Origin of the sequence: Bradyrhizobium sp. 956_D2_N1_4 (genome assembly GCF_052076025.1) — a bacterium.
In the GTDB taxonomy this organism is placed as follows: domain Bacteria; phylum Pseudomonadota; class Alphaproteobacteria; order Rhizobiales; family Xanthobacteraceae; genus Bradyrhizobium; species Bradyrhizobium barranii.
On the sequence record NZ_CP197237.1, the window covers coordinates 5,720,838 to 5,739,928 of the forward strand.

16 protein-coding genes are annotated in these 19,091 nt (G+C 65.0%); 9 read left to right on the plus strand and 7 right to left on the minus strand.

Going from position 1 to position 19,091, the window contains the following annotated elements; translation table 11 throughout:
• Positions 1-288: 288 nt before the first annotated feature.
• The 3 genes from AB7535_RS27115 to AB7535_RS27125 all read left to right on the plus strand — a co-directional run bounded on the left by AB7535_RS27115 (position 289) and on the right by AB7535_RS27125 (position 4,067).
• A complete protein-coding gene (locus AB7535_RS27115; RefSeq protein ID WP_063981606.1) occupies positions 289-1,803 on the plus strand; it encodes an ATPase domain-containing protein in 1,515 nt (504 codons plus the stop codon).
• The gene (locus AB7535_RS27120; RefSeq protein ID WP_085399737.1) at positions 1,800-3,506 is read left to right on the plus strand and encodes a response regulator; all 1,707 of its coding nucleotides are present in this window, start codon (positions 1,800-1,802) and stop codon (positions 3,504-3,506) included. Before AB7535_RS27115 ends, AB7535_RS27120 begins: the two co-directional genes overlap by 4 nt.
• 63 nt (positions 3,507-3,569) lie before the next feature.
• Entirely contained in the window at positions 3,570-4,067 is a 498-nt protein-coding gene (locus AB7535_RS27125; RefSeq protein WP_085399738.1) for a GNAT family N-acetyltransferase, read from the plus strand.
• A gap of 122 nt (positions 4,068-4,189) precedes the next feature.
• Here the strand turns inward: AB7535_RS27125 and AB7535_RS27130 are convergent, their stop codons facing one another.
• The 3 genes from AB7535_RS27130 to AB7535_RS27140 all read right to left on the minus strand — a co-directional run bounded on the left by AB7535_RS27130 (position 4,190) and on the right by AB7535_RS27140 (position 6,239).
• Complete coding sequence (locus tag AB7535_RS27130; RefSeq protein ID WP_439037382.1) at positions 4,190-4,675, minus strand: YkgB family protein; 486 nt, start codon at positions 4,673-4,675, stop codon at positions 4,190-4,192.
• Positions 4,676-5,074: 399 nt separating this feature from the next.
• Positions 5,075-5,503, minus strand: coding sequence for a universal stress protein (locus AB7535_RS27135; RefSeq protein WP_063981602.1), 429 nt, complete (start codon positions 5,501-5,503; stop codon positions 5,075-5,077).
• A 193-nt stretch (positions 5,504-5,696) separates the two neighbouring features.
• Entirely contained in the window at positions 5,697-6,239 is a 543-nt protein-coding gene (locus AB7535_RS27140; RefSeq protein WP_244623078.1) for a TetR/AcrR family transcriptional regulator, read from the minus strand.
• Between the two features lie 150 nt (positions 6,240-6,389).
• On the opposite strand from AB7535_RS27140, the gene AB7535_RS27145 reads away from it, so the two are divergent.
• Positions 6,390-7,127, plus strand: a complete 738-nt coding sequence (locus AB7535_RS27145) for a 3-oxoacyl-ACP reductase family protein (protein ID WP_085399741.1) — start codon at positions 6,390-6,392, stop codon at positions 7,125-7,127.
• Positions 7,128-7,428: 301 nt separating this feature from the next.
• On the plus strand, positions 7,429-8,754 hold the full coding sequence (locus AB7535_RS27150; protein ID WP_085399742.1) for an MFS transporter: 1,326 nt from the start codon (positions 7,429-7,431) through the stop codon (positions 8,752-8,754).
• A 16-nt stretch (positions 8,755-8,770) separates the two neighbouring features.
• On the opposite strand, the gene AB7535_RS27155 is transcribed toward AB7535_RS27150, so the two are convergent.
• From AB7535_RS27155 to AB7535_RS27170, 4 genes are all read right to left on the minus strand, one after another.
• Complete coding sequence (locus AB7535_RS27155; protein WP_063981598.1) at positions 8,771-9,004, minus strand: hypothetical protein; 234 nt, start codon at positions 9,002-9,004, stop codon at positions 8,771-8,773.
• A gap of 20 nt (positions 9,005-9,024) precedes the next feature.
• Positions 9,025-10,143, minus strand: a complete 1,119-nt coding sequence (locus tag AB7535_RS27160) for a DUF2336 domain-containing protein (RefSeq protein WP_085399743.1) — start codon at positions 10,141-10,143, stop codon at positions 9,025-9,027.
• Positions 10,144-10,342: 199 nt separating this feature from the next.
• The gene (locus AB7535_RS27165; RefSeq protein ID WP_439037383.1) at positions 10,343-13,984 is read right to left on the minus strand and encodes an AsmA family protein; all 3,642 of its coding nucleotides are present in this window, start codon (positions 13,982-13,984) and stop codon (positions 10,343-10,345) included.
• A gap of 132 nt (positions 13,985-14,116) precedes the next feature.
• The gene (locus tag AB7535_RS27170; protein ID WP_085399745.1) at positions 14,117-15,346 is read right to left on the minus strand and encodes a cytochrome P450; all 1,230 of its coding nucleotides are present in this window, start codon (positions 15,344-15,346) and stop codon (positions 14,117-14,119) included.
• A 130-nt stretch (positions 15,347-15,476) separates the two neighbouring features.
• Between AB7535_RS27170 and AB7535_RS27175 the strand changes: the two genes are divergently transcribed.
• The 4 genes from AB7535_RS27175 to AB7535_RS27190 all read left to right on the plus strand — a co-directional run bounded on the left by AB7535_RS27175 (position 15,477) and on the right by AB7535_RS27190 (position 19,035).
• Positions 15,477-16,088: a TetR/AcrR family transcriptional regulator gene (locus AB7535_RS27175; RefSeq protein ID WP_085399746.1), complete on the plus strand. Its 612-nt coding sequence runs from the start codon at positions 15,477-15,479 to the stop codon at positions 16,086-16,088.
• Positions 16,089-16,399: 311 nt separating this feature from the next.
• Positions 16,400-16,690 (plus strand): hypothetical protein, encoded by a 291-nt coding sequence (locus tag AB7535_RS27180; RefSeq protein ID WP_071910478.1) that lies wholly within the window; start codon positions 16,400-16,402, stop codon positions 16,688-16,690.
• A gap of 129 nt (positions 16,691-16,819) precedes the next feature.
• Entirely contained in the window at positions 16,820-18,025 is a 1,206-nt protein-coding gene (locus tag AB7535_RS27185; protein ID WP_135214118.1) for an NAD(P)/FAD-dependent oxidoreductase, read from the plus strand.
• Between the two features lie 92 nt (positions 18,026-18,117).
• Positions 18,118-19,035 (plus strand): MBL fold metallo-hydrolase, encoded by a 918-nt coding sequence (locus AB7535_RS27190; RefSeq protein ID WP_041953298.1) that lies wholly within the window; start codon positions 18,118-18,120, stop codon positions 19,033-19,035.
• Positions 19,036-19,091: the final 56 nt, after the last annotated feature.

A 19,091-nucleotide genomic window follows, 5' to 3' on the forward strand; every position in this document is an offset into this window, starting at 1 on the left:
GGGTCGCGAACTGAGGGTCGGTTGACCCGTCGGGCAACACAGGAGCACGATGGCATCATCGGCTTCAGTGACATCCGGCTCCCGACCTTCTCCGTCCCGCGAATGGCGATGCGATACCGTCTTCGGGCTGGATCGGCGCCGTGATCAGGGCCGACCGCCACCCCATCAGCAGGGAACCCGGCGCCGATCTGAGAGTTCGTTCCAAGGCCGTTCGGCTTAACCGGGCGCGAGCCCTGGGACTCGCGCAGGGGCGGTGGCGCCCTTCTCTCGAAGCGTCAAAGGGGATCAATGAGCAGTCCATCCAGCACTGTTACGGACAGTGCGCCCCGAGAGCTGTCCAGAATATCGACCGGCAGCGCCGGGCTGGACGACATCCTGGGTGGCGGCTTCGACGCCAACCGGATGTATCTCTACGAGGGGCAGCCCGGCACGGGCAAGACCACCATCGCGCTTCAGTTCCTGCTGAGGGGGGTGCGGGACGGAGAGCGCGTGCTCTATATTTCGCTGTCCGAAACCAAGCGCGAGCTGGACGTCGTGGCGCAGCGGCACGGCTGGACGCTGGACGGCATCGACATCTTCGAACTGGTTCCGCCGGAGACGACGCTCGATCCGGAGCGCGAGCTCACGGTGTTTCATCCCGCCGAAATGGAGCTGAGCGAGACGACCGGCCTGATCTTCAGGGAAGTCGAGCGGGTCAATCCCAACCGCGTCGTGCTCGACAGCCTGTCCGAACTGCGCCTGCTTGCCCAGAACCCGCTTCGTTACAGGCGCCAGGTGCTGGCCCTGAAACATTTTTTCACCAACCGCAATTGCACAGTGGTCCTGCTCGACGATCTTTCGTCATCTCAGGACGATTTGCAGCTCCATTCCATTGCGCACGGCGTGGTGATGCTCGAACAGGTCGCGATCGATTACGGCGCCGAGCGGCGCCGGCTCCGCGTGATCAAGATGCGCGGCATCCGGTTTCGCGGCGGGTTTCACGATTTCACGATCGAGCGAGGCGGCCTGCAGATATTCCCCCGCCTGGTGGCGGCCGAACATCACAAGACCTTCGTCGGCGACTTCACCCCGAGCGGCAACGCCGAGCTCGACCAGCTCCTGGGAGGCGGCCTCGAGCGCGGCACCAATGCGCTGCTCATCGGCGCCGCCGGCGTGGGCAAATCATCGGTTGCGCTCACCTACGCGATCGCGGCGGCCGAACGTGGCGAGCACGCGGTGTTCTTCGCGTTCGATGAAGGCCGCGGCACGGTCGAAGCGCGCGCCCGGACACTTGGCCTGCACCTGCAAGAACACGTCGATTCGGGGCTTGTCCGGTTTCAGCAGATCGATCCCGCCGAGCTGTCGCCGGGTGAGTTCGCCGCAAACGTGCGAAAGAGCGTCGAGGCCGACAATGCCCGCCTCGTCATCATCGACAGTCTGAACGGCTATCTGGCCGCGATGCCCGACGAGCGATTTCTCATCCTGCAGATGCACGAACTCTTGAGCTACCTGGGGCAGCAGGGTGTGCTGACCATCCTGGTCCTCGCCCAGCATGGCCTCGTCGGTCCGATGGATACGCCTCTCGACATCAGCTATCTCAGCGATTCCGTGGTCATGCTGCGCTATTTCGAGGTCGGCGGAACGGTGCGGCGCGCTCTGTCTGTCGTCAAGAAGCGCAGCGGCCGACACGAGCATACCATCCGGGAATTTCGGCTTAGCAGCGCCGGCATCACGCTCGGCCCGCCCCTGAGGGAGTTCAGCGGCATCTTTTCCGGCAATCCGCATTATACCGGGGCACCTAAGCCCGAAGGGTCGGTTGAATGAGCGTTGAGCGAGATCACCATGTTCTCGTCTTTGCTCCGATCGGGCGCGACGGACTTGCCTCCGCCGAGCTGTTCCGGAGTTCGCACCTGGAAGCGACCAGCTGCCGCAGTCTGCCCGAACTCGTCAGCGAGATGGCAGCCGGCGTCGGCGCCGTTTTCGTTGCCGAGGAAGCTCTGTTCGGGAAAGACACCTCGCCGCTGGCACAATGGATCGAGAGCCAACCGCCCTGGTCCGACCTGCCCTTCGTCGTCCTGACCAGCCATCGCGAGCAGCCGGCCGTCCTTGCCTGGCGCCGCAGCATTGTCGCGCTTCTCCGTAACGTCTCGCTGCTCGAGCGGCCGGTTCAGCCAATGACGCTGACTAGCGCCGTTCAATCGGCACTGCGCGCGCGGCGGCGCCAATACGAAATCCGGGCTCTGTTCGCGGCGCGCGAACAGGCGGCTCAGGAGCTCGAGACGCTGGTGGTCGAGCGCACGCGGGCCCTTGCGGAAGCCGTCGAGCAATTGCGCGTCGAGATGGACGAGCGTGCCCGGGTCGAGGAGACGCTTCGGCAAGCCCAGAAGATCGAAGCCATCGGACAGCTGACCGGCGGGGTGGCGCACGACTTCAACAATCTGCTGATGGTGATCTCCGGCGGCCTCGACATGCTCGACCGCCAGACCGATCCGGACCGTCGTCGCCGGCTCATGGACGGGATGGTCCAGGCCGCCCAGCGCGGGGCCAGCCTGACCAGGCAGCTTCTCGCGTTCTCCCGCCGGCAGACGCTCCGGCCGGAGCCTGTCGACGTAGCCTCACAGATGGGCGGCATGCGCGAATTGCTCGATCGAAGCCTGAGAGGCGACGTCCATGTCGAGTTCGATTTTCCGGACACGCTCTGGCCGGTGGAGGTCGATCCCGGCGAGCTCGAACTCGTGATCCTCAACCTCGCCGTCAACGCCCGCGACGCCATGCCCAATGGCGGCACGATTCTCGTGCGCGGGGAAAATCTGCCCAATCTGAATGACGAGCAGATCGCCGGAGACTATGTGCGCCTGTCCGTCGTCGATACCGGTGTCGGCATGAGTCCGGAGATCCTGTCACGCGTTTTCGAACCATTCTTCACGACCAAGGAGGTCGGAAAGGGCTCGGGGCTCGGGCTCGCCCAGGTCCATGGATTCGCGACGCAGTCACGGGGGACGGTCCGCATTCGATCGGAAGTCGGCCGAGGCTCCAGCATCGAACTCTATTTGCCGCGGTCGCTCAGCATTCCTTCCAGGGAGCGACACCTGATCGATCTCAACATGGTGCGGCCGAAGAAGAGCAATCATGGCCGCATCCTTCTGGTCGAGGACGATGACGAGGTTGCCGCACTGGTGAGCGAGATGCTGGGCCAGCTCGGTTACGAGGTCACGCACGCGGCGAGTGGCGCGGCCGCGCTCGGTGCCCTGGCGGACGGCCGCGCCGTCGACCTCGTCTTTTCCGATGTCATGATGCCCGGTGGCATGAATGGGGTCGAGCTGGCGCGGGAGATCAAGAGAAGGCGAAGCGACATACCCGTGCTTCTGACCAGCGGATACTCCGAAGCCGCAGTTCACGACGCCGAATTGGCCGGTCTGCAGATTCTGCCGAAACCCTACCATATCGACGAGCTGGCCGCGGCGCTCAGCGCGGCAAAGGCAGAACCCGGGCGCGACATGGAGTCCAAGCGGTCCAGCCGCTGCTGACGCGTGCGGTGTCGCATCGCGAAAGCGATCGACGACCGGCCTCCAAAGCGGCTATCAGTCTCCATGGACCGCTTCAGCACCGACAGATTGACCGCCGAGAGGCTTCGCGAAGACCACCTCGACGACCTCGTCACGCTGCATCTCGATGCCGAGGTGTCCCGCTATCTCGGCGGCGTGCGTGCACCCGAGGTCACCAAGACCTATCTCGCGACCAACATGGCGCATTGGGACCAGCACGGTTTTGGGCTGTGGGTGCTGCGAACGAAGGACGGCGCCTTCGCCGGGCGAGCGGGCATCCGGCACATCCTCGTGGACGACATCGACGAGATCGAGATTGCCTACGCATTTAAGCGCGAGTTCTGGGGCCGCGGATTTGCGAGCGAGGTCGCAATCGCGCTGACGGACATTGGGCTGTCGCACCACGAACTGCCGTCTCTCATCGGCCTTGTCTATGTCAGCAACGGCGCATCCCGCCGCGTGCTGGAGAAGGCCAATTACATCCTCGAGAAGAGCACGACGCGTCATGGCAATGATGTCGTGATTTACCGCGCTCGGCGGTGAGATGCGTCTCGCAGGATGGGTAGAGCGAAGCGAAACCCATCCTTGCTTCCGGGCGCGTTGAAGCGTGATGGGTTTCGCTGTGCTCTCCCCGTCCTACGGGCTATCGCAAAGCCGCTTTACGCTCAGCCGGTGCGGAGCCGGACAACCGACTGCGGCAACGAAGCGAGAAACAGCACAACGCACACACACAGCAGGACGATGTCCTTGAACAGGAACTCGCCGGCCAGATTCCACGCCATCGGATCGGTTGAAAGGCTCCATGTGACGACGCCCGGCGTCGTGAAGAAGAACGACCACGTGATCGCGAAGGTCATCGTGCCCATGAACGAACCCAGCGCCGACAAGACCGGACTGAAGCTGCCTGCCACGAGCAGCGCCGCGATCACGAATTCGGCGACACCGAGAACATAGGCCTCGCCCCTCAGGCCGAATACCGACAGCCAGGAGATGAACGGGCTGTGGCTGATGAACTGGGCGATACCCTGTGCGGATTGCAGTGTGAATTTCTGCATTCCAAACGATACGAATATGACCACCATGACCCAGCGCAGAATGGCGAGCGGACGATAAGAGCCTCCACCATTCTCCGCGACGTTGAATCCCATCATGCGACGATTTCTCCCCGGATTGCGCATCCATCTATTGGCGAACGAAGCGTCCGCTACGGGCTATTCGGAGGGGAGCGTCTGTCGTTACATCCGCGGCGGGGTTCCACGATCACAGCTGCGTGCAACGCGCGTGTTCGCGCCGCGGTCGAGACTCGCGCATTTCGGATCGACAGGCTCTAGCCGTCGCCGCAATTGCGGTGACAGTGCATTCAATTGATGCGCACGGGGTCTCCTGCTTCGAGTTAAGTGCACTGTCACCGGCTACCCGGGTGCCGGGCCGACAAGGCCTGACCGGCAGGTAAGGCCCGCAGATGACGAAAGCAGACAAGGCGGTTTATGCGGCCGTTGAGTTTTCTAGTCCTCGCGGCGAGCGAGAACTCTGTCAGCAGATCCGCACATTCACGGACAAATCAGTACGGGAGTTTTCGCCTGTGCCAGCACCTTGTTTGTCACGCTACCGATGAGAAGCATGGAGAGTCCGCTGCGGCCATGGGATGACATCACGATGAGATCGCAACCTTTATTCTCGGCTGCTGCGATGATGGCTTGATGGGGTTGCCCGTTCTCCACTTGAATCGGTTCGCAGGAAACGCCGGCCTCCTTGGCCGCATTTGCCGCGCGATCCAACGCGCTCGTGGCCTGTTCCTTGCGCAGCTCGGCATATGTTGCGACTGCTTCACGGAACCGCCCTGTCATTTCTGAAAACGGCTCCACAACGAAGATTAGAGATACCTTGGCTCCAAGGGATTTCGCCAGCGCCAACCCATGCGCCACTCCGTGCTCCGCTAGCTCCGACCCATCTGTCGGAATGAGAATATGCCGGTACATGCTTCACCTCCCGCCTGTCTGGACGTATCGCTGCCTTCCGAATGTAAGCTGGGCCCGCGTTTCGGATGCGGTCTTGAGATAGATCAATCTCTCGACCCAGCTCGTACGATGGATAGAGCGGAGCGAAACCCATCAACACGCCTGGATGGAACGATGGGTCTCGCTGCGCTCTACCCATCGTACAGGCCGCGAGCTACCGCTCGCCCGGCCACATCGCCATGGCCGCCTTCGCTACGCCTCTCAACTCCTCAGGCGTCGCGTCGTCCTTGGCCTGGATCGCCATGCCTTCGAAGACGCTGAGGTAGAACCGGCTCAGCGCATCGATGTCGGTTGCGGCAGGCAGTTCGCCGCTCGCGACCGCAGCCTCCAGCCGCCCGCGCAAATTGCCAAGCATGTCGAGCCGGACCTTCTTGATCTCGCGGGCAATGGTGGCCGGCCATTCGTCGCTGACGGCGCCCAGCACGGCCATGCAGCCGGCCGGCGCTCTCCGGGATTTCGGCAGGGTCTCGGCCGCCCCGATCAGCAGATTCTCGATGCCGGCGCGCGCGGTCGCGCCTTCCGCAAGCCGGTCCCAGACCGGCTGGCCCTGGGTCTCGACGTAATGCTCGATCGCGGCAAGGTAGAGTGCCTCCTTGCTTTCGAAGGCCGCATAGAGGCTGGGCGAGCTGACGCCCATGGCGTGGCAGAGGTCGTGCATCGAGGCTGCCGCAAAGCCCTTGCGCCAAAACAGCAGCATGGCGGCCTCCAACGCCGCGTCGCGATCAAATTCCCGTGGCCGACCTGCCATCGCCCGTCTTTCTGTAATGATCAACACATAATTCACTTGACCGCGGCAATCAAGACTCCACATATTCTGTGTCGATCATTACAGAATTGGAGAGATCACATGACACTGGCAGGAAAACGGGCCCTGGTGACGGGCGCAAGCAGGGGTATCGGTGCGGCCATCGCGAAGGCGCTCGCCGCGGAAGGCGCCGATGTCGCGATTACTTACGAGAAGTCGGCGGAGATCGCCGCCAAGGTCGTGGACGCGATCAAGGCGACGGGCCGGAAAGCCGTAGCGATCCAGGCCGACAGCGCCGATGTCGCTGCCGTTCAGGCTTCGGTCGACAAGACCGTCAAGGAGCTGGGCGGGCTCGACATCCTGGTCAACAATGCCGGCATTCTGCGATTGGGCGGCCTCAACGACATCTCGCTCGCCGACATCGACGCGATGCTGAACGTCAACGTGCGTTCGCCGATCGCCGCGAGCAAGGCGGCGCTGCCGCACCTTGGCAAGGGCGGCCGCATCATCACCATCGGCAGCTATTTCGCGGACCGCGTGCCCTCGCCGGCGCTCGGCGTGTACGCGGCGTCGAAGTCGGCGCTAACCGCATTCACGAAGGCGCTGGCGCGGGAGCTTGGCCCGAGGGACGTCACGGTCAACCTCGTGGCACCGGGCTCGATCGACACCGACATGAATCCGGCGCACGGCCCGACCGCCGAGACATTGAAGCAGTTCATGGCGCTCGGCCGGTACGGCGCGACGGATGACATCGCGAACGCGGTGGCGTTCCTGGCGAGCGCGAAGGCAAAATACATCACCGGCTCGACCTTGACCGTCGACGGCGGCGCGAACGCGTAGACATTCCGGCGCTTGGTGTTCGTCCAACAGGAGGTCGAGAAGCTGGCGATGACTGCGATGGCAAAATAAGATGATGTTCGCGATCATCATGGCGGGCGGCCGATGCCTCGGCCGCCCCGCGAGCGTTAGATGGAGCGTGTCGCGTGCTTCGTCCCTCGTCCAGCTTCGAGCATGACAGCACGACTGTCACTTTGGCTTGAACGTCAAAATGCCGTTTGCACTCATCGTTCGTACCCGTCATTGTTTCGCAACGCCGCCCGGATGTTGAGCGGGTTCCGGTGATCAAACGGGAGGCCTTGCCATGCAAGACGTCGAGAAGCGTGTCATTGGCAAGGTTATGTGGCGGCTTATACCGTTCCTGATCGTCTGCTATTTCGTGGCCTATCTTGACCGCGTCAATGTCGGCTTTGCCAAGCTGCACATGAACCAGGCGCTGGGTTTAAGTGAAGCAGCGTTCGGACTGGGCGCGGGCTTGTTCTTCGTCGGGTATTTCCTGTTTGAAGTCCCCTCCAACATCTTCCTGGAACGAGTCGGCGCGCGCGTCTGGATCGCCCGCATCATGATTACGTGGGGAATCGTCTCGGCGGCCTTCGCATTCATCCCATCGATATCGGCAGCAACGGGACTACCGACAACGGGCGTCTTCTACTCTCTTCGTTTGCTGCTCGGCGCCTGCGAGGCGGGATTCTTTCCAGGCATCATCTTCTATCTGACCCTGTGGTTCCCGGCGGTTTACCGGGCTCGGGTCATCAGCCTGTTCATGCTGGCGATCCCGATTTCGTCCATCATCGGATCGCCCATCTCCGGGCTTCTGCTCGGCGTGACCGGTTGGGGATTGGAAGGCTGGCAGTGGCTGTTCATTCTCGAGGCGCTGCCCTCGGTCGTGGTAGGCATCTGCGTCCTGCTCTATCTGACCGATTTTCCGCGCCAGGCCCGCTGGCTGCAACAAGACGAGATTGCCTGGCTGGAAGACGTGCAGGCCACCGAGAAGCGGAACAAGGAGAAGGTCGAACACCTGTCATTGGGGCAGGCGCTCACCGATTACCGCATTTTGTTGTGCGCTCTGGTGTACTTCTGCCTGAATGCTGCAAGTTATGGCGTGGCGTTCTTCCTGCCAACCATCATCAAGGGTTTTGGCGTCAGCGATACCCAGACCGGCCTGCTCGCAGCGCTGCCCTTTATTTTCGGGGCCGCGGGCATGGTGCTGCTTGGTCGTCATTCCGATCGGACCATGGAACGAAAGGGTCACGTCGCCGCGGCACTGTTGATGGCAGCGGTGGGGATCGGAGTGGCAGGCCTCGTTTCCAACTCCGTCCTTGTCATGGCATTGCTTTGCTTCGCACAGATCGGCGTCTCCGCGGTCCCCCCGATGTTTTGGCCGCTGCCGGCGAGCTTTCTAACGGGAGCATCGGCTGCCGCCGGCATCGCCGCGATCAACTCGCTTGGAAATCTTTCCGGTTTCGCCGGTCCTTACGCAATGGGCTACCTGAAGGATTTAACCGGCAGTTTTACCGCAGGTCTTCTGTTGCTGGCGGGTTGCGCGCTGGTGGGCGCAGTCGTAGTCGTGCTGCTACGCATCGATGCAAGGCGCGAGCAAGTGTCCGGCGAAATCGCGATGGCGCACTAGACGCGGGTGATCGTCGCTACCTGAAATAACCGAGCACGAGATCGATATCCGCGCTGCCCGCCACGGTGCCGTTGAGTTCGGCGTCGATGACGCGGCGGCAGGCCGCGATCGCGGCGTGATCGCCGAGATCGTTGGCGGCTTCGAGCACGAGCCAGGCGGCGTCGACGGAAGCCTTCTCGGGAGCCGAACCGCCGGCATCGACGGGCAGGCTCTTGTTCTTGCGAATTGCGGTGCCGAATTGAGGCAACATTGCAAATACTCCCCTCTCGCTCAGTGCACCTGGAGTTCGGGCTGACGGCCCGTATCGGCACCCGCGCCGGTCTTGCGCGACTGGTAGAACTTCAGAATGCTGCGCGACGTCTCGATCTTGAGCTTGCCGAACTCGCGCTCGCTGTCATGGAGCTCGCGCGCCGTGATCAGATGATCCTTGGCGCCGAGGAACAGCAGCGACATGGTCGTGTCCCACGAGAAGTCGAGCGCCTTGCACAGCACCAGAAGTATCTCGCGATTGCGGTCCATCATCGCGCGCTCGATCACGTCGACCGGAAGCGACGACAACAGCGACAGGCCGATCTGCACCTCGTCGAAACGGTGCTGGCGCGCATAGTTCGAGATCGAGTCCTGGTTGAGGTTGCCCTGGCGGTACTGCGTCGTCACCACGCGCTTGGCGACGAAATAGCTGCGCGAGGACGGACCGAACTTGGACTGGAGATCGCCGGTGACGTCGGTCACCGAGCTCTGGATCTGCGACATCATTTCGGGCCGCTCGCTCGCGAGGCGGCGGCGGACGTCTTCCGACGCCTTGGAAATGAGCTGCTGGAAGATGTGGCGCGGGACGTCCTTGCGCAGGCCGAGCTGCTCGGCGAGGATCGAGTCACCCTCGGCGCGCCGGACCATGTGCAGCAGGCCCGAGCCGGAGAAGCGCGCGCCCTCGTTTTTGGCGACGGAGGTCACGACCTCCTGGTCGCCGCGCTTGACCAGCACGTCGGTGACGGCTTCGCCGATCGACCTGCGCTGGGCGATCGCAAGCAGATGCGCCTGGCCCTTGGTCATGGCGCTCTCGACCAGCATCTTCTCGTCGATACGGCTGGAGTCGCGCAGCACCGGACCGGCCACGTCGATCTCGTCGTCGAGGGCGAGCTTTTCGATGACATTGAGCGGAGCGTGGTCGCAGGCCGACATCAGCTCGGAGAGCTGCGCCCGCGCGGCGACCTCGATCTCGTCGGCGAGCCGCCCGATGACCTCGCCGAACATGCTGATCTCGTCGTCGCTGTAGCGGCCGGTGATCAGGATGTCGGTCGCATGCCACAACGCCTTCGCCCGGCTCTCGTCGGTGCCGCGCGCGATCGCGTCGTCCAGATCCTGCAGAAGCGATTTCGCCCCGTTCATCTCGTTACCCCAGTTCTTGGTTAGCCATCCTGCTTGTGCTGGCAGGACGCCGAATTCCTCTGGGAACCGACACTAGAGATCAAACGCGAGAATCCAGTAAAGTCGGCAGATCAGTTTTGCCGAGCAAAATTCGTTAAAATGCGCGGGAATGGGTTTACCGGCGGGCAAGGGCCAGCGCTTGCCGAACAGGCTGCCGCGTTCACGGATTCGACGGCGTCAGCACCAGCGGTGGCTTCGGCTTGGGTTTTGCGGGCGGCGGGCCCGGCGCCGGCCTCACCTCGATCGGCGGTGGCAGCGGGGCGATCTGCTGGCTCGCGAGCGGCGGGCTTGTGAGTGGACTTGGCGCTGCAGGGGCGGCCAGCGGCGCCTTCGGCGTCGGCGCGGCCTTTGGCTTCGGCGGCGCGCGGCGCGGATCGCGGCCGGGCAACGGCACGTCGGTCAGCGACGGCTCGGGCACCGGATCGGGCGAGACCAGCGTCGGCAGCGCCGCAGTCGCCGGCGGCGGCTCGCCACGCTCGATCGCGTCCAGCCGGCGCGTCTCGCGATCGATCGTGCGCACCGCGAGCCAGGACGACAGCGGCGCGAGATCGACGGTGCGGTTGAGCCTGTCGGGGGGACCCGCCGCGAACAACTGGATCTCCGGCGGCGCGCCCGAAAGTCCGGTCATGATCGGCGTCAGGCTGGCGCGGATGTCGGCCTGGTCGGCGGGAATATCGTAGCCGCCGGAGACGATGGCCCGCGCGTTCTTGGCTTCCAGCGGTGTCGCGCCGACGCGCAGGCGCCCGTCGCGGATCGTGAACGGGATCTGCGCCGAGGCGACCGCGATCGGACCTGCCAACAGCGCGGGTTCGACGAGCTGCCGCAGCCTGTTGTCGTCGGCAACCTGGCCGCCGTCGCTGGCGCGGATGGCGATCTCGAAGGCGCGCGGATTGAGGCCGCTGATTTCCGCGGCCTCGAGCGTCACCGTGCCATTGCCGGCGAGCGCACCGGTCAACGCCGCAACGCTGCGGCCCTGGCTGGTCAGGGCCATCTGCACCGAGGCGCGTCCCTTGGGCAATGCGAGATCGCGGTAGCGCAGCGCCGCCGCATCGACATTGCGCAGCTCGATACGTGCATTCAGCGCAACGCCATTGGCGCCATTGCGCGCGTCGAAACTCGCCGACATCTCACCGCCGCCGACACCGCCCTTGAGCGCGTCGAGCGCGAGCGACTGGCCATCGCTCCGGATCGTGCCGCCGACCGGGCGCAGCTCGATGCCGTCAGGCAACGTGCCGCGCAAGGCCTGGAAGGCGATGCGGCCGCGCCAGCCGCCGAGCAGCCCCGCACTCAGGGGATCACCGGCATCATGTCCGGCGGCGCCGATGGCCATTGCGAACGCGGGCGCAAGATCGAGCGCGTCGAGGCCGATTTCACCATCGACGCTCTTCTCCTGATCGAGCGTCACCGCGAGATGCCCGCGCAGATGCGAGCCGGCCGCACTGCTGTCGAGATCGTCGAAGGTCAGGCGGTTGCCGGAGAGGCCGACGCGCGAGGACAGGTTGACGCTCTGCACTGACTTGTCCGCCGGGCTGGTCCCGAACAGCGGCGCCAGATTGGCATTGCGCACGCGCAAATTCACGCTGGCCTTCGGCTGGAACGAATTGGGGTCCGACAATTCGATGCTGCCTTGCGCATCCGCATCCAGCCCGCCGCCACTGAGCTTTGCGTTCAATTGCAACGGCCGGCGCCAGGCGCCGCTCAACCGGCCCTCGAACTGCGAAGGGCCCTCGCCCACGGCGGCGACGCGATCGAGGCCCAGCAGCGCCAGCAATGCGCCGGCCTTCGGCGTCGAAATTTTCGAGTCCAGCGTGAAGTCGCTGTTGCGCAAGCGGTCGATGTCGATGCCGTTGACCGCCGCGACCGGCGTCTGCCCGGCCAGCGTCGCGGTAGCCTTGAGCTGCGGCGCATCGAGATCGAGCACGGCGCGCGCGTCGTTGCGATCGGCATGGTCGGCGTTCTTGTCGAGGCTGAGGTCGAGCTTCAGCCGCGTCGCGCCGGGCAATGACGGGATGGCGTCGAACCGTGCGCGCACCGAAGGCGCGATCGGCTCGAGCAGCGCGGTGAGCTCGCGCAGCGAATTGGCCGAGGATTTCAGCGCGAGCTTGCCGGTGGCATGAACGCGGTCGAAGCTGCCGCTCGCTTCGGTGGTCACGCCGCTCGCCTGACCAAACCGCAACTGCTCCAGCGACAGCGCCGCGGGGCCGTAGCCGAGTTTCGCCGTGAACGGTCGCAGCTCCTGTCCGGCCGACATCGCGCGGCCGACATCGAGCGCGAGCCTGGCTTCCTCCGGCCATTCGCCCTGCGGCCCCGCGAGCGCGCGCACGAAGCTTGCGGCGGCATCGAGGTCGAGACGGTCGGCCTTGAGCTCGGCGTCGATCCGCGAGCCCTTGCTCGCGCCGGTCTGGACGAAGGCGATGCGGCCCTCCACCGCGCCGCCCTCGATCTCGGCCTTCAGCCTGTCGACGGCGAGATGGTTGGCTGCGATGGTCACGTCGCCGGCAAGGCGCAGCGGCCGCGTGCTGCGACGGTTGATCTCGCTGCGGCCCTGGAGCCAGGCCACCAGCGTATCGGGGTCGGACGACTCGACGCTGAGCCGGCCGCTAAAGCTGTCGGCGCCAGGCGTTGCGCCGTTGAGCGAGAGCTGCGTCATGCCGGGCGCGCGCAGCTCGAGCCGCTGGAAAGTCCAGGACCTTCCGTCGGTCTGAAGCTCCGCCGTGATGTTCTGGAGCGGACGCCCGCCCAGCATGATCTGGTCGGAGTTGAACTCGATCTGCGCCGGTATCGGCGCCTGCGGGATCGCCGCAAGGCCCGCGCGCAGGGCCGGCAGGACGCGCTGCGGCTCGGCATCGTCCTTGCCCGCCAGCTTGTCGGCATCGACCTGGCGCGCCGACAGCACCGCGCGCAGCAGCGGCGAGGCGCCGAACCTGACATCGCCGACACCACCAAACTTGAGCGCATTGTCCTCGGCGCCGAAGCTCGCGTCGATCTGCTCGAATTTGGCGCCGGCCGGATCGGCCTTGAGCTTTGCCGTGAGCTTCCAGGGTGTCGGCCCCGCCGTGCCCGCCTTCTTGACAGGGGGCACAGCGAGCGTCAGTGCGCCGTCGAATTTCGGCAGGCGGTTGTCGAAGGCGAGCACGCCTTCGAGATCGGCCAAGATCGCGCGCTCGCCGGGATCGATGTTGAGGTGGAGACGGGTGGCGCTGCCGTCGGCGCTCGGGCCGGAGGAGACGCGGAACGGATAGCGCACCCCGGTGGCGGTGAAACTGCCGTCGCCGCGGACCGAGCCGGCCAGCGAGCGCACGTCGCCCGAAAAGGTGATGTCGTTCAATTCCAGCGTCGAGCGGCTGGCGGCATCGTGCAGGGCGATGCGGCCGGTGAGGTTCAGCCGTTCGATCGCAAGCGAGGCCAGATTGAAGGTGCCGCTCGCGGTGGACGGCAAATCGACCCGGCCCTTGGCATCCAGGCCGAGATCCACCGCCATGCCGTTGACGGTCAGCTCGGTGGCGCGCCATTCGCCGCGCATCAGCGAGCTCAGGCTGAACTCGACGTCGAGCTTGTCGGCGCGCAGGCGGCCGAGATCGTTGTTGCCGCCGAAGGTCACCGAGCGCAGCCGCAGCGTCGGCGCCGGCAGCAGCCGTGCATCCAGCTCGCCCGCCACCCGCACCGGCACGCCCATGATCGTGCCCGCCTCCGCCTCGAACTGGGGCCTGAACTGGTTCCAGTCGATGAAGTAAGGCCCGATCAGCGCGGTCAGCAGCGCAATGATGAAGGCAATCGCCAATCCGAGCAGCGTCGTCTGCACGGGTCTCCCCTCGGCCAAATCGGCCCGGGCCGAACCTGAGGGCCTCAGGCGCGCCGGAACAGCCCCTTATATAAGGGGAAGTGTGGCGAAGTCACAGCGACTGTTGCGCGCGGAGGTTAACGCTGGCGGCCGTCACCAGCTCGCCGGCAGGCGTTTCAGGCCGCGCAGCACGAACGTCGGGCGCCATTCCGGGTTCTCGACGTCGTCGATGCGCAGATCCGGCAGCCGCCGCAACAGCGTCGCGATGGCGATTTCGGCCTCGATGCGCGCCAATTGGGCGCCCAGGCAGAAATGGATGCCGCCGCCGAACGACAGCGGCTTGACGTTGGGCCTGGTGACGTCGAGCCTGTCGGGGCGATCAGGGTAGACCGCCGGATCGCGGTTGGCCGAGCCGAGCAGGCACAGCACGGTCTCGCCCTTTGGGATGCTCTTGCCGCCGAGATCCGCGATGTCCTCCAGCGCCACGCGTCCGGTCATCTGCACCGAGGAATCGTAGCGCAAGAATTCCTCGATCGCGTTGACCATCAACTCGGGCCGCGCCTTCAGGAGCGCGAGCTGATCCGGATTGCGGTGCAGCGCGAGCAGGCCGTTTCCGATCAGATTGACGGTGGTCTCGTGGCCGGCGCCGAACAGCAGGATGATGTTGGCGGTCAATTCCTCGTTGGTGAGCTTGTGGCCGTCTTCCTCGGCCTGCACCAGCTGGGTGGTGAGATCGTCGCCGGGATTGCGGCGGCGCAGCTCGAACAGCTGCTGGAAATACATCTGCGCCATCATGTTGCCGGCGTTGCCCTTCGCGATCTCTTCCGGCGTGAGGGGCACGGGGTCAAGCAGCCGCCCGCCATCGCGCGAGCTGTTGTAGAAGGTCTCGCGATGATCCTCGGGGATTCCGAGCATGTCGCAGATGATGGTGACCGGCAGGCGGAAGGCGAAATCCTCGATCAGGTCCATGTGGCCGCGCTCGATCACCGCATCGATGGCCTGGTCGACGATCGCCTGGATCCGCGGCCGCATGTCCTCGACGCGACGGGCGGTGAAGGCCTTCACGACGAGGCCGCGCAGGCGGGTGTGGTCGGGCGGATCGGATTGCAGCATCCAGTGGCTCATGCTGCGGAACACCGGCTCGTCCATGATGGCAGGGCTATAGCGGCGCTTGGAGCGCTCGACAAAATCCTTGCCGAAGCGCTTGTCGCGCATCACGAGGCTGACATCGGCGTGGCGGCTGGTGACGAACTGGCCGAACGGCGTCACATGGATCGGCTCGATCGTGCGCAGCCGGTCATAGTGCGGATAGGGATCGCGGATGAAGTCCGGCGACAGCGGGTTGAACAGCGGTCCGCCTGCGGGTTGCACTTGCTCGTTCATGGTGACCTCAATCGGTTGCCGCATGACACGAATACGCCGGCAGCCCCTTGCGCGCGCGGCGTAACCATCCCCAAGATTATAAACTCGATACATTGTTGTATCGAGTTGCATTCTGCCCTAACCTGCGCCGATGTCAAGGCTGAGAACCAGGCCGACCAGGGACCACACACGCGACAAACTGTTCGAGGCGGCCGCGCGCGTGTTCGAGGCGGACGGCATCGGCGGCGCCAGCATCGAGGCGATCGCGGCCGCCGCGGGCTTCACCCGCGGCGCGTTCTATTCCAACTTCAAGAGCAAGGACGAATTGATCATCGCCATGCTCGAGGATCACGTCGAGCAGTCGATCCGGCGCAACCTCGACATCCTCGCGCAGCACGACAATCTCGACGATTTCATCGCGGCGCTGAAGACGATGGATCGCAGCCGGCAAGACCCGCTCGGCCGCTCGCCCCTTCTGCACATGGAGATGATCCTGTTCGTCGCGCGCGCCGAGAAGCGCCGCCCGGAGCTTGCCAAGCGGCTGCGCGCGCGCCGCAAGCTGGTCGCCGACATCGTCGAGGCCACGTTGAAGAGCAACGGCAGGAACGACACGCTGAATCCGCCGTGGATGGCCTCCGTCGTGCTGGCGCTGGAAGACGGCTTTCGCCTGCACCGCCTGATCGATCCGGAGACAACGCCGGCCGACAGTTTTCTGCGCGCGATCACGGATTTGAGGCGCAGGACCGGATTGTCGTCGAACTAGCCTGGATCGCCGATATCAGGTCCACGACCGGACCGTCATCCGACCGGCGTTGAATTCTCCGACAACTCGCCGCCCGCCCCAATCGTGCGTTTTTGAAAACGTGCGCCTGATTGCAGCAGGATCGGACAAGGCATTGCCGCTTCGGGAAATACGCCGGGCCTCCGCGCCGCTAACCGGCTAGGCGCCGAGCGATTGGCGCAGGCGCGTGGGTTAGCAGCAATCTCTCGACAGGGACGGCAATCGCTCTGGCGCAGCCGACGATCCGATTGGCTAAACATCGCAACGTCACATCATGGGGACGGAGACAAACGATGGACAGGAAACGGCTTGCAATCGCGCCACGGCGGAAGGCCGTCTCGACGGCGCTCATGTACGGGCTTTCACTGACCGTGCGTTTCACCTCGCCGACGGCCGATGAGGCGCCGCCACAGATCGCACAAGACGCCAAGGTCTCGACGTCGATCCTGATCGATCGGGGCTGGACCAACAAACCTGCGCTGCCGGTCGCCCTGCGCGGCTGGCCATCGGGCCCGCGAAGCTGCCGCGCAGGATGTGAAGGCCCTGCGCTGCTGTCCTCGCTGCCGAACTGCACCGCGCCGTAAAGGCCCGGCGGTCTCCGTCTCACCTCTTCGCGTCATCATCGCTCGCAACAGGCTCTGCTCGCATCGAGCGGCGGCGATGGCGCGCGTTTCGAACCAACAACCCCAGAACCAAATCCAGGAGTGAACCACATGCGACTGCTCATCATTGGCGCCGGCTTCGCCGGCATGTACGCCGCCCTCTCCGCCGCCCGCCTGCGCGACATTCAGGGGGTCTCACCGGAAGAGCTCGAGATCGCGCTCATCGCACCGGAGCCGACGCTGGTGGTCCGCCCTCGGCTCTATGAGCCGAAGCCGGAAACCCTGACGGCGCCGCTGCTCGGTGTCCTCAAGGCGATCGACGTCGACTACATCCAGGGGAGCGCCGAGACCGTCAACACCGAGGCGCTGACGGTTCAGATCTCGACTCCCAAAGGCACCCGCAAGACCCTGTCCTACGACCGCCTGGTGATCGCCACCGGCAGCCGCCTCTTCCGACCCAACATTCCCGGCCTCGCCGAGCACGGCTTCAGCGTCGACTCGCTCGACGACGCGGTTGCTCTCGACAAGCATCTGCATGGCCTCGCCGACCGGCCGGCCGTCAATGGACGCGACACGGTCGTGGTCGCCGGCGGCGGCTTCACCGGCATCGAGGCGGCGACCGAGCTGCCCGCACGCCTGCGCGCCATCTTCGGACAAAACGCCAGGACGCGCGTGATCATCGTCGAGCGTAACGGCGCAATCGCTCCCGACATGGGCGAAGGCTCCCGCCCGGTCATCGAGCAGGCGCTGCGCAAGCTCGGCGTGGAGACAAGGCTCGGCACCGGCGTTGCCTCGCTCGACAAATCCGGCGTGACGCTGTCGACCGGCGAACACATCGAAACCGAGACGGTGGTCTGGGCAGCCGGCATTCGCGCCGCGCCCCTGACAGCGCAGATTCCCGCCGAGCGCGACAATTTCGGCCGGCTGCTGGTGGACCGCGATCTGCGCGTGCCCGGCATCGCCGGCGTCTTCGCCACCGGCGATGCCGCGCGGGCCGCATGCGACGACGAGGGCAATTACGCGCTGATGTCGTGCCAGCACGCCACGCGGATGGGCGCCTTTGCCGGCAACAACGCGGCCGCCGAACTCCTGCGCGTCCCGACCAGGCCGTATCACCAGAAGGCCTACGTCACGTGCCTTGATCTCGGCGAAGCCGGCGCGCTGTTCACGCGCGGCTGGGAGCGCAAGGTCGAGATGGTCGGCGACGTCGCCAAGAAGACCAAGCAGGAGATCAACACGGTCTGGATCTACCCGCCCCGTGCCGAGCGTGCCGCAGCGCTCGCGTCGGCCGATCCGGAGCGTGTGACGAGCCTCTAGAAGCACGAAACGATCACGGCCGCACCTCCCTGGCTGCGCGGCCTGCTCAACCAAGACCAGCCGGGAGCCCTACCTTGAAACAGGAGACCAACATGAACCTGCACAACACCTCATACCCCGCGACATCGAAGCCGGAAGAGCTCGTTCCATCGCGCTACGCGCTGAAGGTCGGCGAAATCGACGTGCTGGTGGTCAGCGACGGCGTGCTGCCGCTGCCAACCACGATGCTGGCGCACAATGCCGACCCGGCCGTCCGGGCGACCTGGCTGCACGACATGTTCCTCCCGCAGGACGCTTTCGACTGGGCGCTGAATGCGGTCGTGGTCCGCAGCGGCGACAAGACCATCCTGATCGATGCTGGACTGGGGTCAGACCCGGATCTGCACTTGCCGCGCGCCGGCCAGTTGATCAAGCGACTGGAAGCCGCCGGCATCGATCTTTCGTCCGTGACCGATCTGGTGCTGACCCACTTGCACATGGATCACATTGGCGGACTGCTCGTCGACGGGGTGAAGGAGCGGCTGCGCAAAGACCTGCGGATCCACGTGGCGGCCGCCGAGGTCAAATTCTGGGAGGCGCCCGATTTCTCCCACACCGCCATGCCGCCGGGCTTCCCGGACGCGCTTCGGGCGACCGCTAAGCGGTTCGTCAAGGAGTACGGAAGTCAGCTGCGGCAGTTCGATGAGCAGCACGAGGTTGCGCCGGGCGTCGTCGTTCGTCGCACCGGCGGTCACACCCCCGGACACAGCGTGGTTCGCGTGGCATCCGGCGGGGACGGGCTGACATTCGCCGGCGACGCCGTGTTTGCCGTCGGGTTCGATCAACCCGACTGGCACAACGGTTTCGAACACGACCCCGAGGAGGCGGCGCGCGTTCGGGTCGGTCTGTTGCGAGAGATTGCCGCGAGCGGCGAGATGCTGGTGGCAACACACATGCCGTTCCCCTCCGTCGGCCATGTGGCGGTCGCCGGCGACGCCTTCCGCTGGGTGCCGGTCTTCTGGGACTACTGATCGCTCGCTGAGCCAACGTGAGACCAGGGCGCGCATTCATGGCGGGCCCTGGTTTC

What these genes read in the sequence shown, in the direction of transcription:
- AB7535_RS27155 (WP_063981598.1), bottom strand. Translation starts at nt 9,004, where the DNA reads ATGTTGCCTCAATTCGGCACCGCAATTCGCAAGAACAAGAGCCTGCCC.
- AB7535_RS27170 (WP_085399745.1), bottom strand. Translation starts at nt 15,346, where the DNA reads ATGAACGAGCAAGTGCAACCCGCAGGCGGACCGCTGTTCAACCCGCTG.
- AB7535_RS27150 (WP_085399742.1), top strand. Translation starts at nt 7,429, where the DNA reads ATGCAAGACGTCGAGAAGCGTGTCATTGGCAAGGTTATGTGGCGGCTT.
- AB7535_RS27125 (WP_085399738.1), top strand. Translation starts at nt 3,570, where the DNA reads ATGGACCGCTTCAGCACCGACAGATTGACCGCCGAGAGGCTTCGCGAA.
- AB7535_RS27115 (WP_063981606.1), top strand. Translation starts at nt 289, where the DNA reads ATGAGCAGTCCATCCAGCACTGTTACGGACAGTGCGCCCCGAGAGCTG.
- AB7535_RS27145 (WP_085399741.1), top strand. Translation starts at nt 6,390, where the DNA reads ATGACACTGGCAGGAAAACGGGCCCTGGTGACGGGCGCAAGCAGGGGT.
- AB7535_RS27160 (WP_085399743.1), bottom strand. Translation starts at nt 10,143, where the DNA reads ATGAACGGGGCGAAATCGCTTCTGCAGGATCTGGACGACGCGATCGCG.
- AB7535_RS27180 (WP_071910478.1), top strand. Translation starts at nt 16,400, where the DNA reads ATGGACAGGAAACGGCTTGCAATCGCGCCACGGCGGAAGGCCGTCTCG.
- AB7535_RS27130 (WP_439037382.1), bottom strand. Translation starts at nt 4,675, where the DNA reads ATGATGGGATTCAACGTCGCGGAGAATGGTGGAGGCTCTTATCGTCCG.
- AB7535_RS27190 (WP_041953298.1), top strand. Translation starts at nt 18,118, where the DNA reads ATGAACCTGCACAACACCTCATACCCCGCGACATCGAAGCCGGAAGAG.
- AB7535_RS27135 (WP_063981602.1), bottom strand. Translation starts at nt 5,503, where the DNA reads ATGTACCGGCATATTCTCATTCCGACAGATGGGTCGGAGCTAGCGGAG.
- AB7535_RS27175 (WP_085399746.1), top strand. Translation starts at nt 15,477, where the DNA reads ATGTCAAGGCTGAGAACCAGGCCGACCAGGGACCACACACGCGACAAA.
- AB7535_RS27185 (WP_135214118.1), top strand. Translation starts at nt 16,820, where the DNA reads ATGCGACTGCTCATCATTGGCGCCGGCTTCGCCGGCATGTACGCCGCC.
- AB7535_RS27140 (WP_244623078.1), bottom strand. Translation starts at nt 6,239, where the DNA reads ATGCTGCTGTTTTGGCGCAAGGGCTTTGCGGCAGCCTCGATGCACGAC.
- AB7535_RS27120 (WP_085399737.1), top strand. Translation starts at nt 1,800, where the DNA reads ATGAGCGTTGAGCGAGATCACCATGTTCTCGTCTTTGCTCCGATCGGG.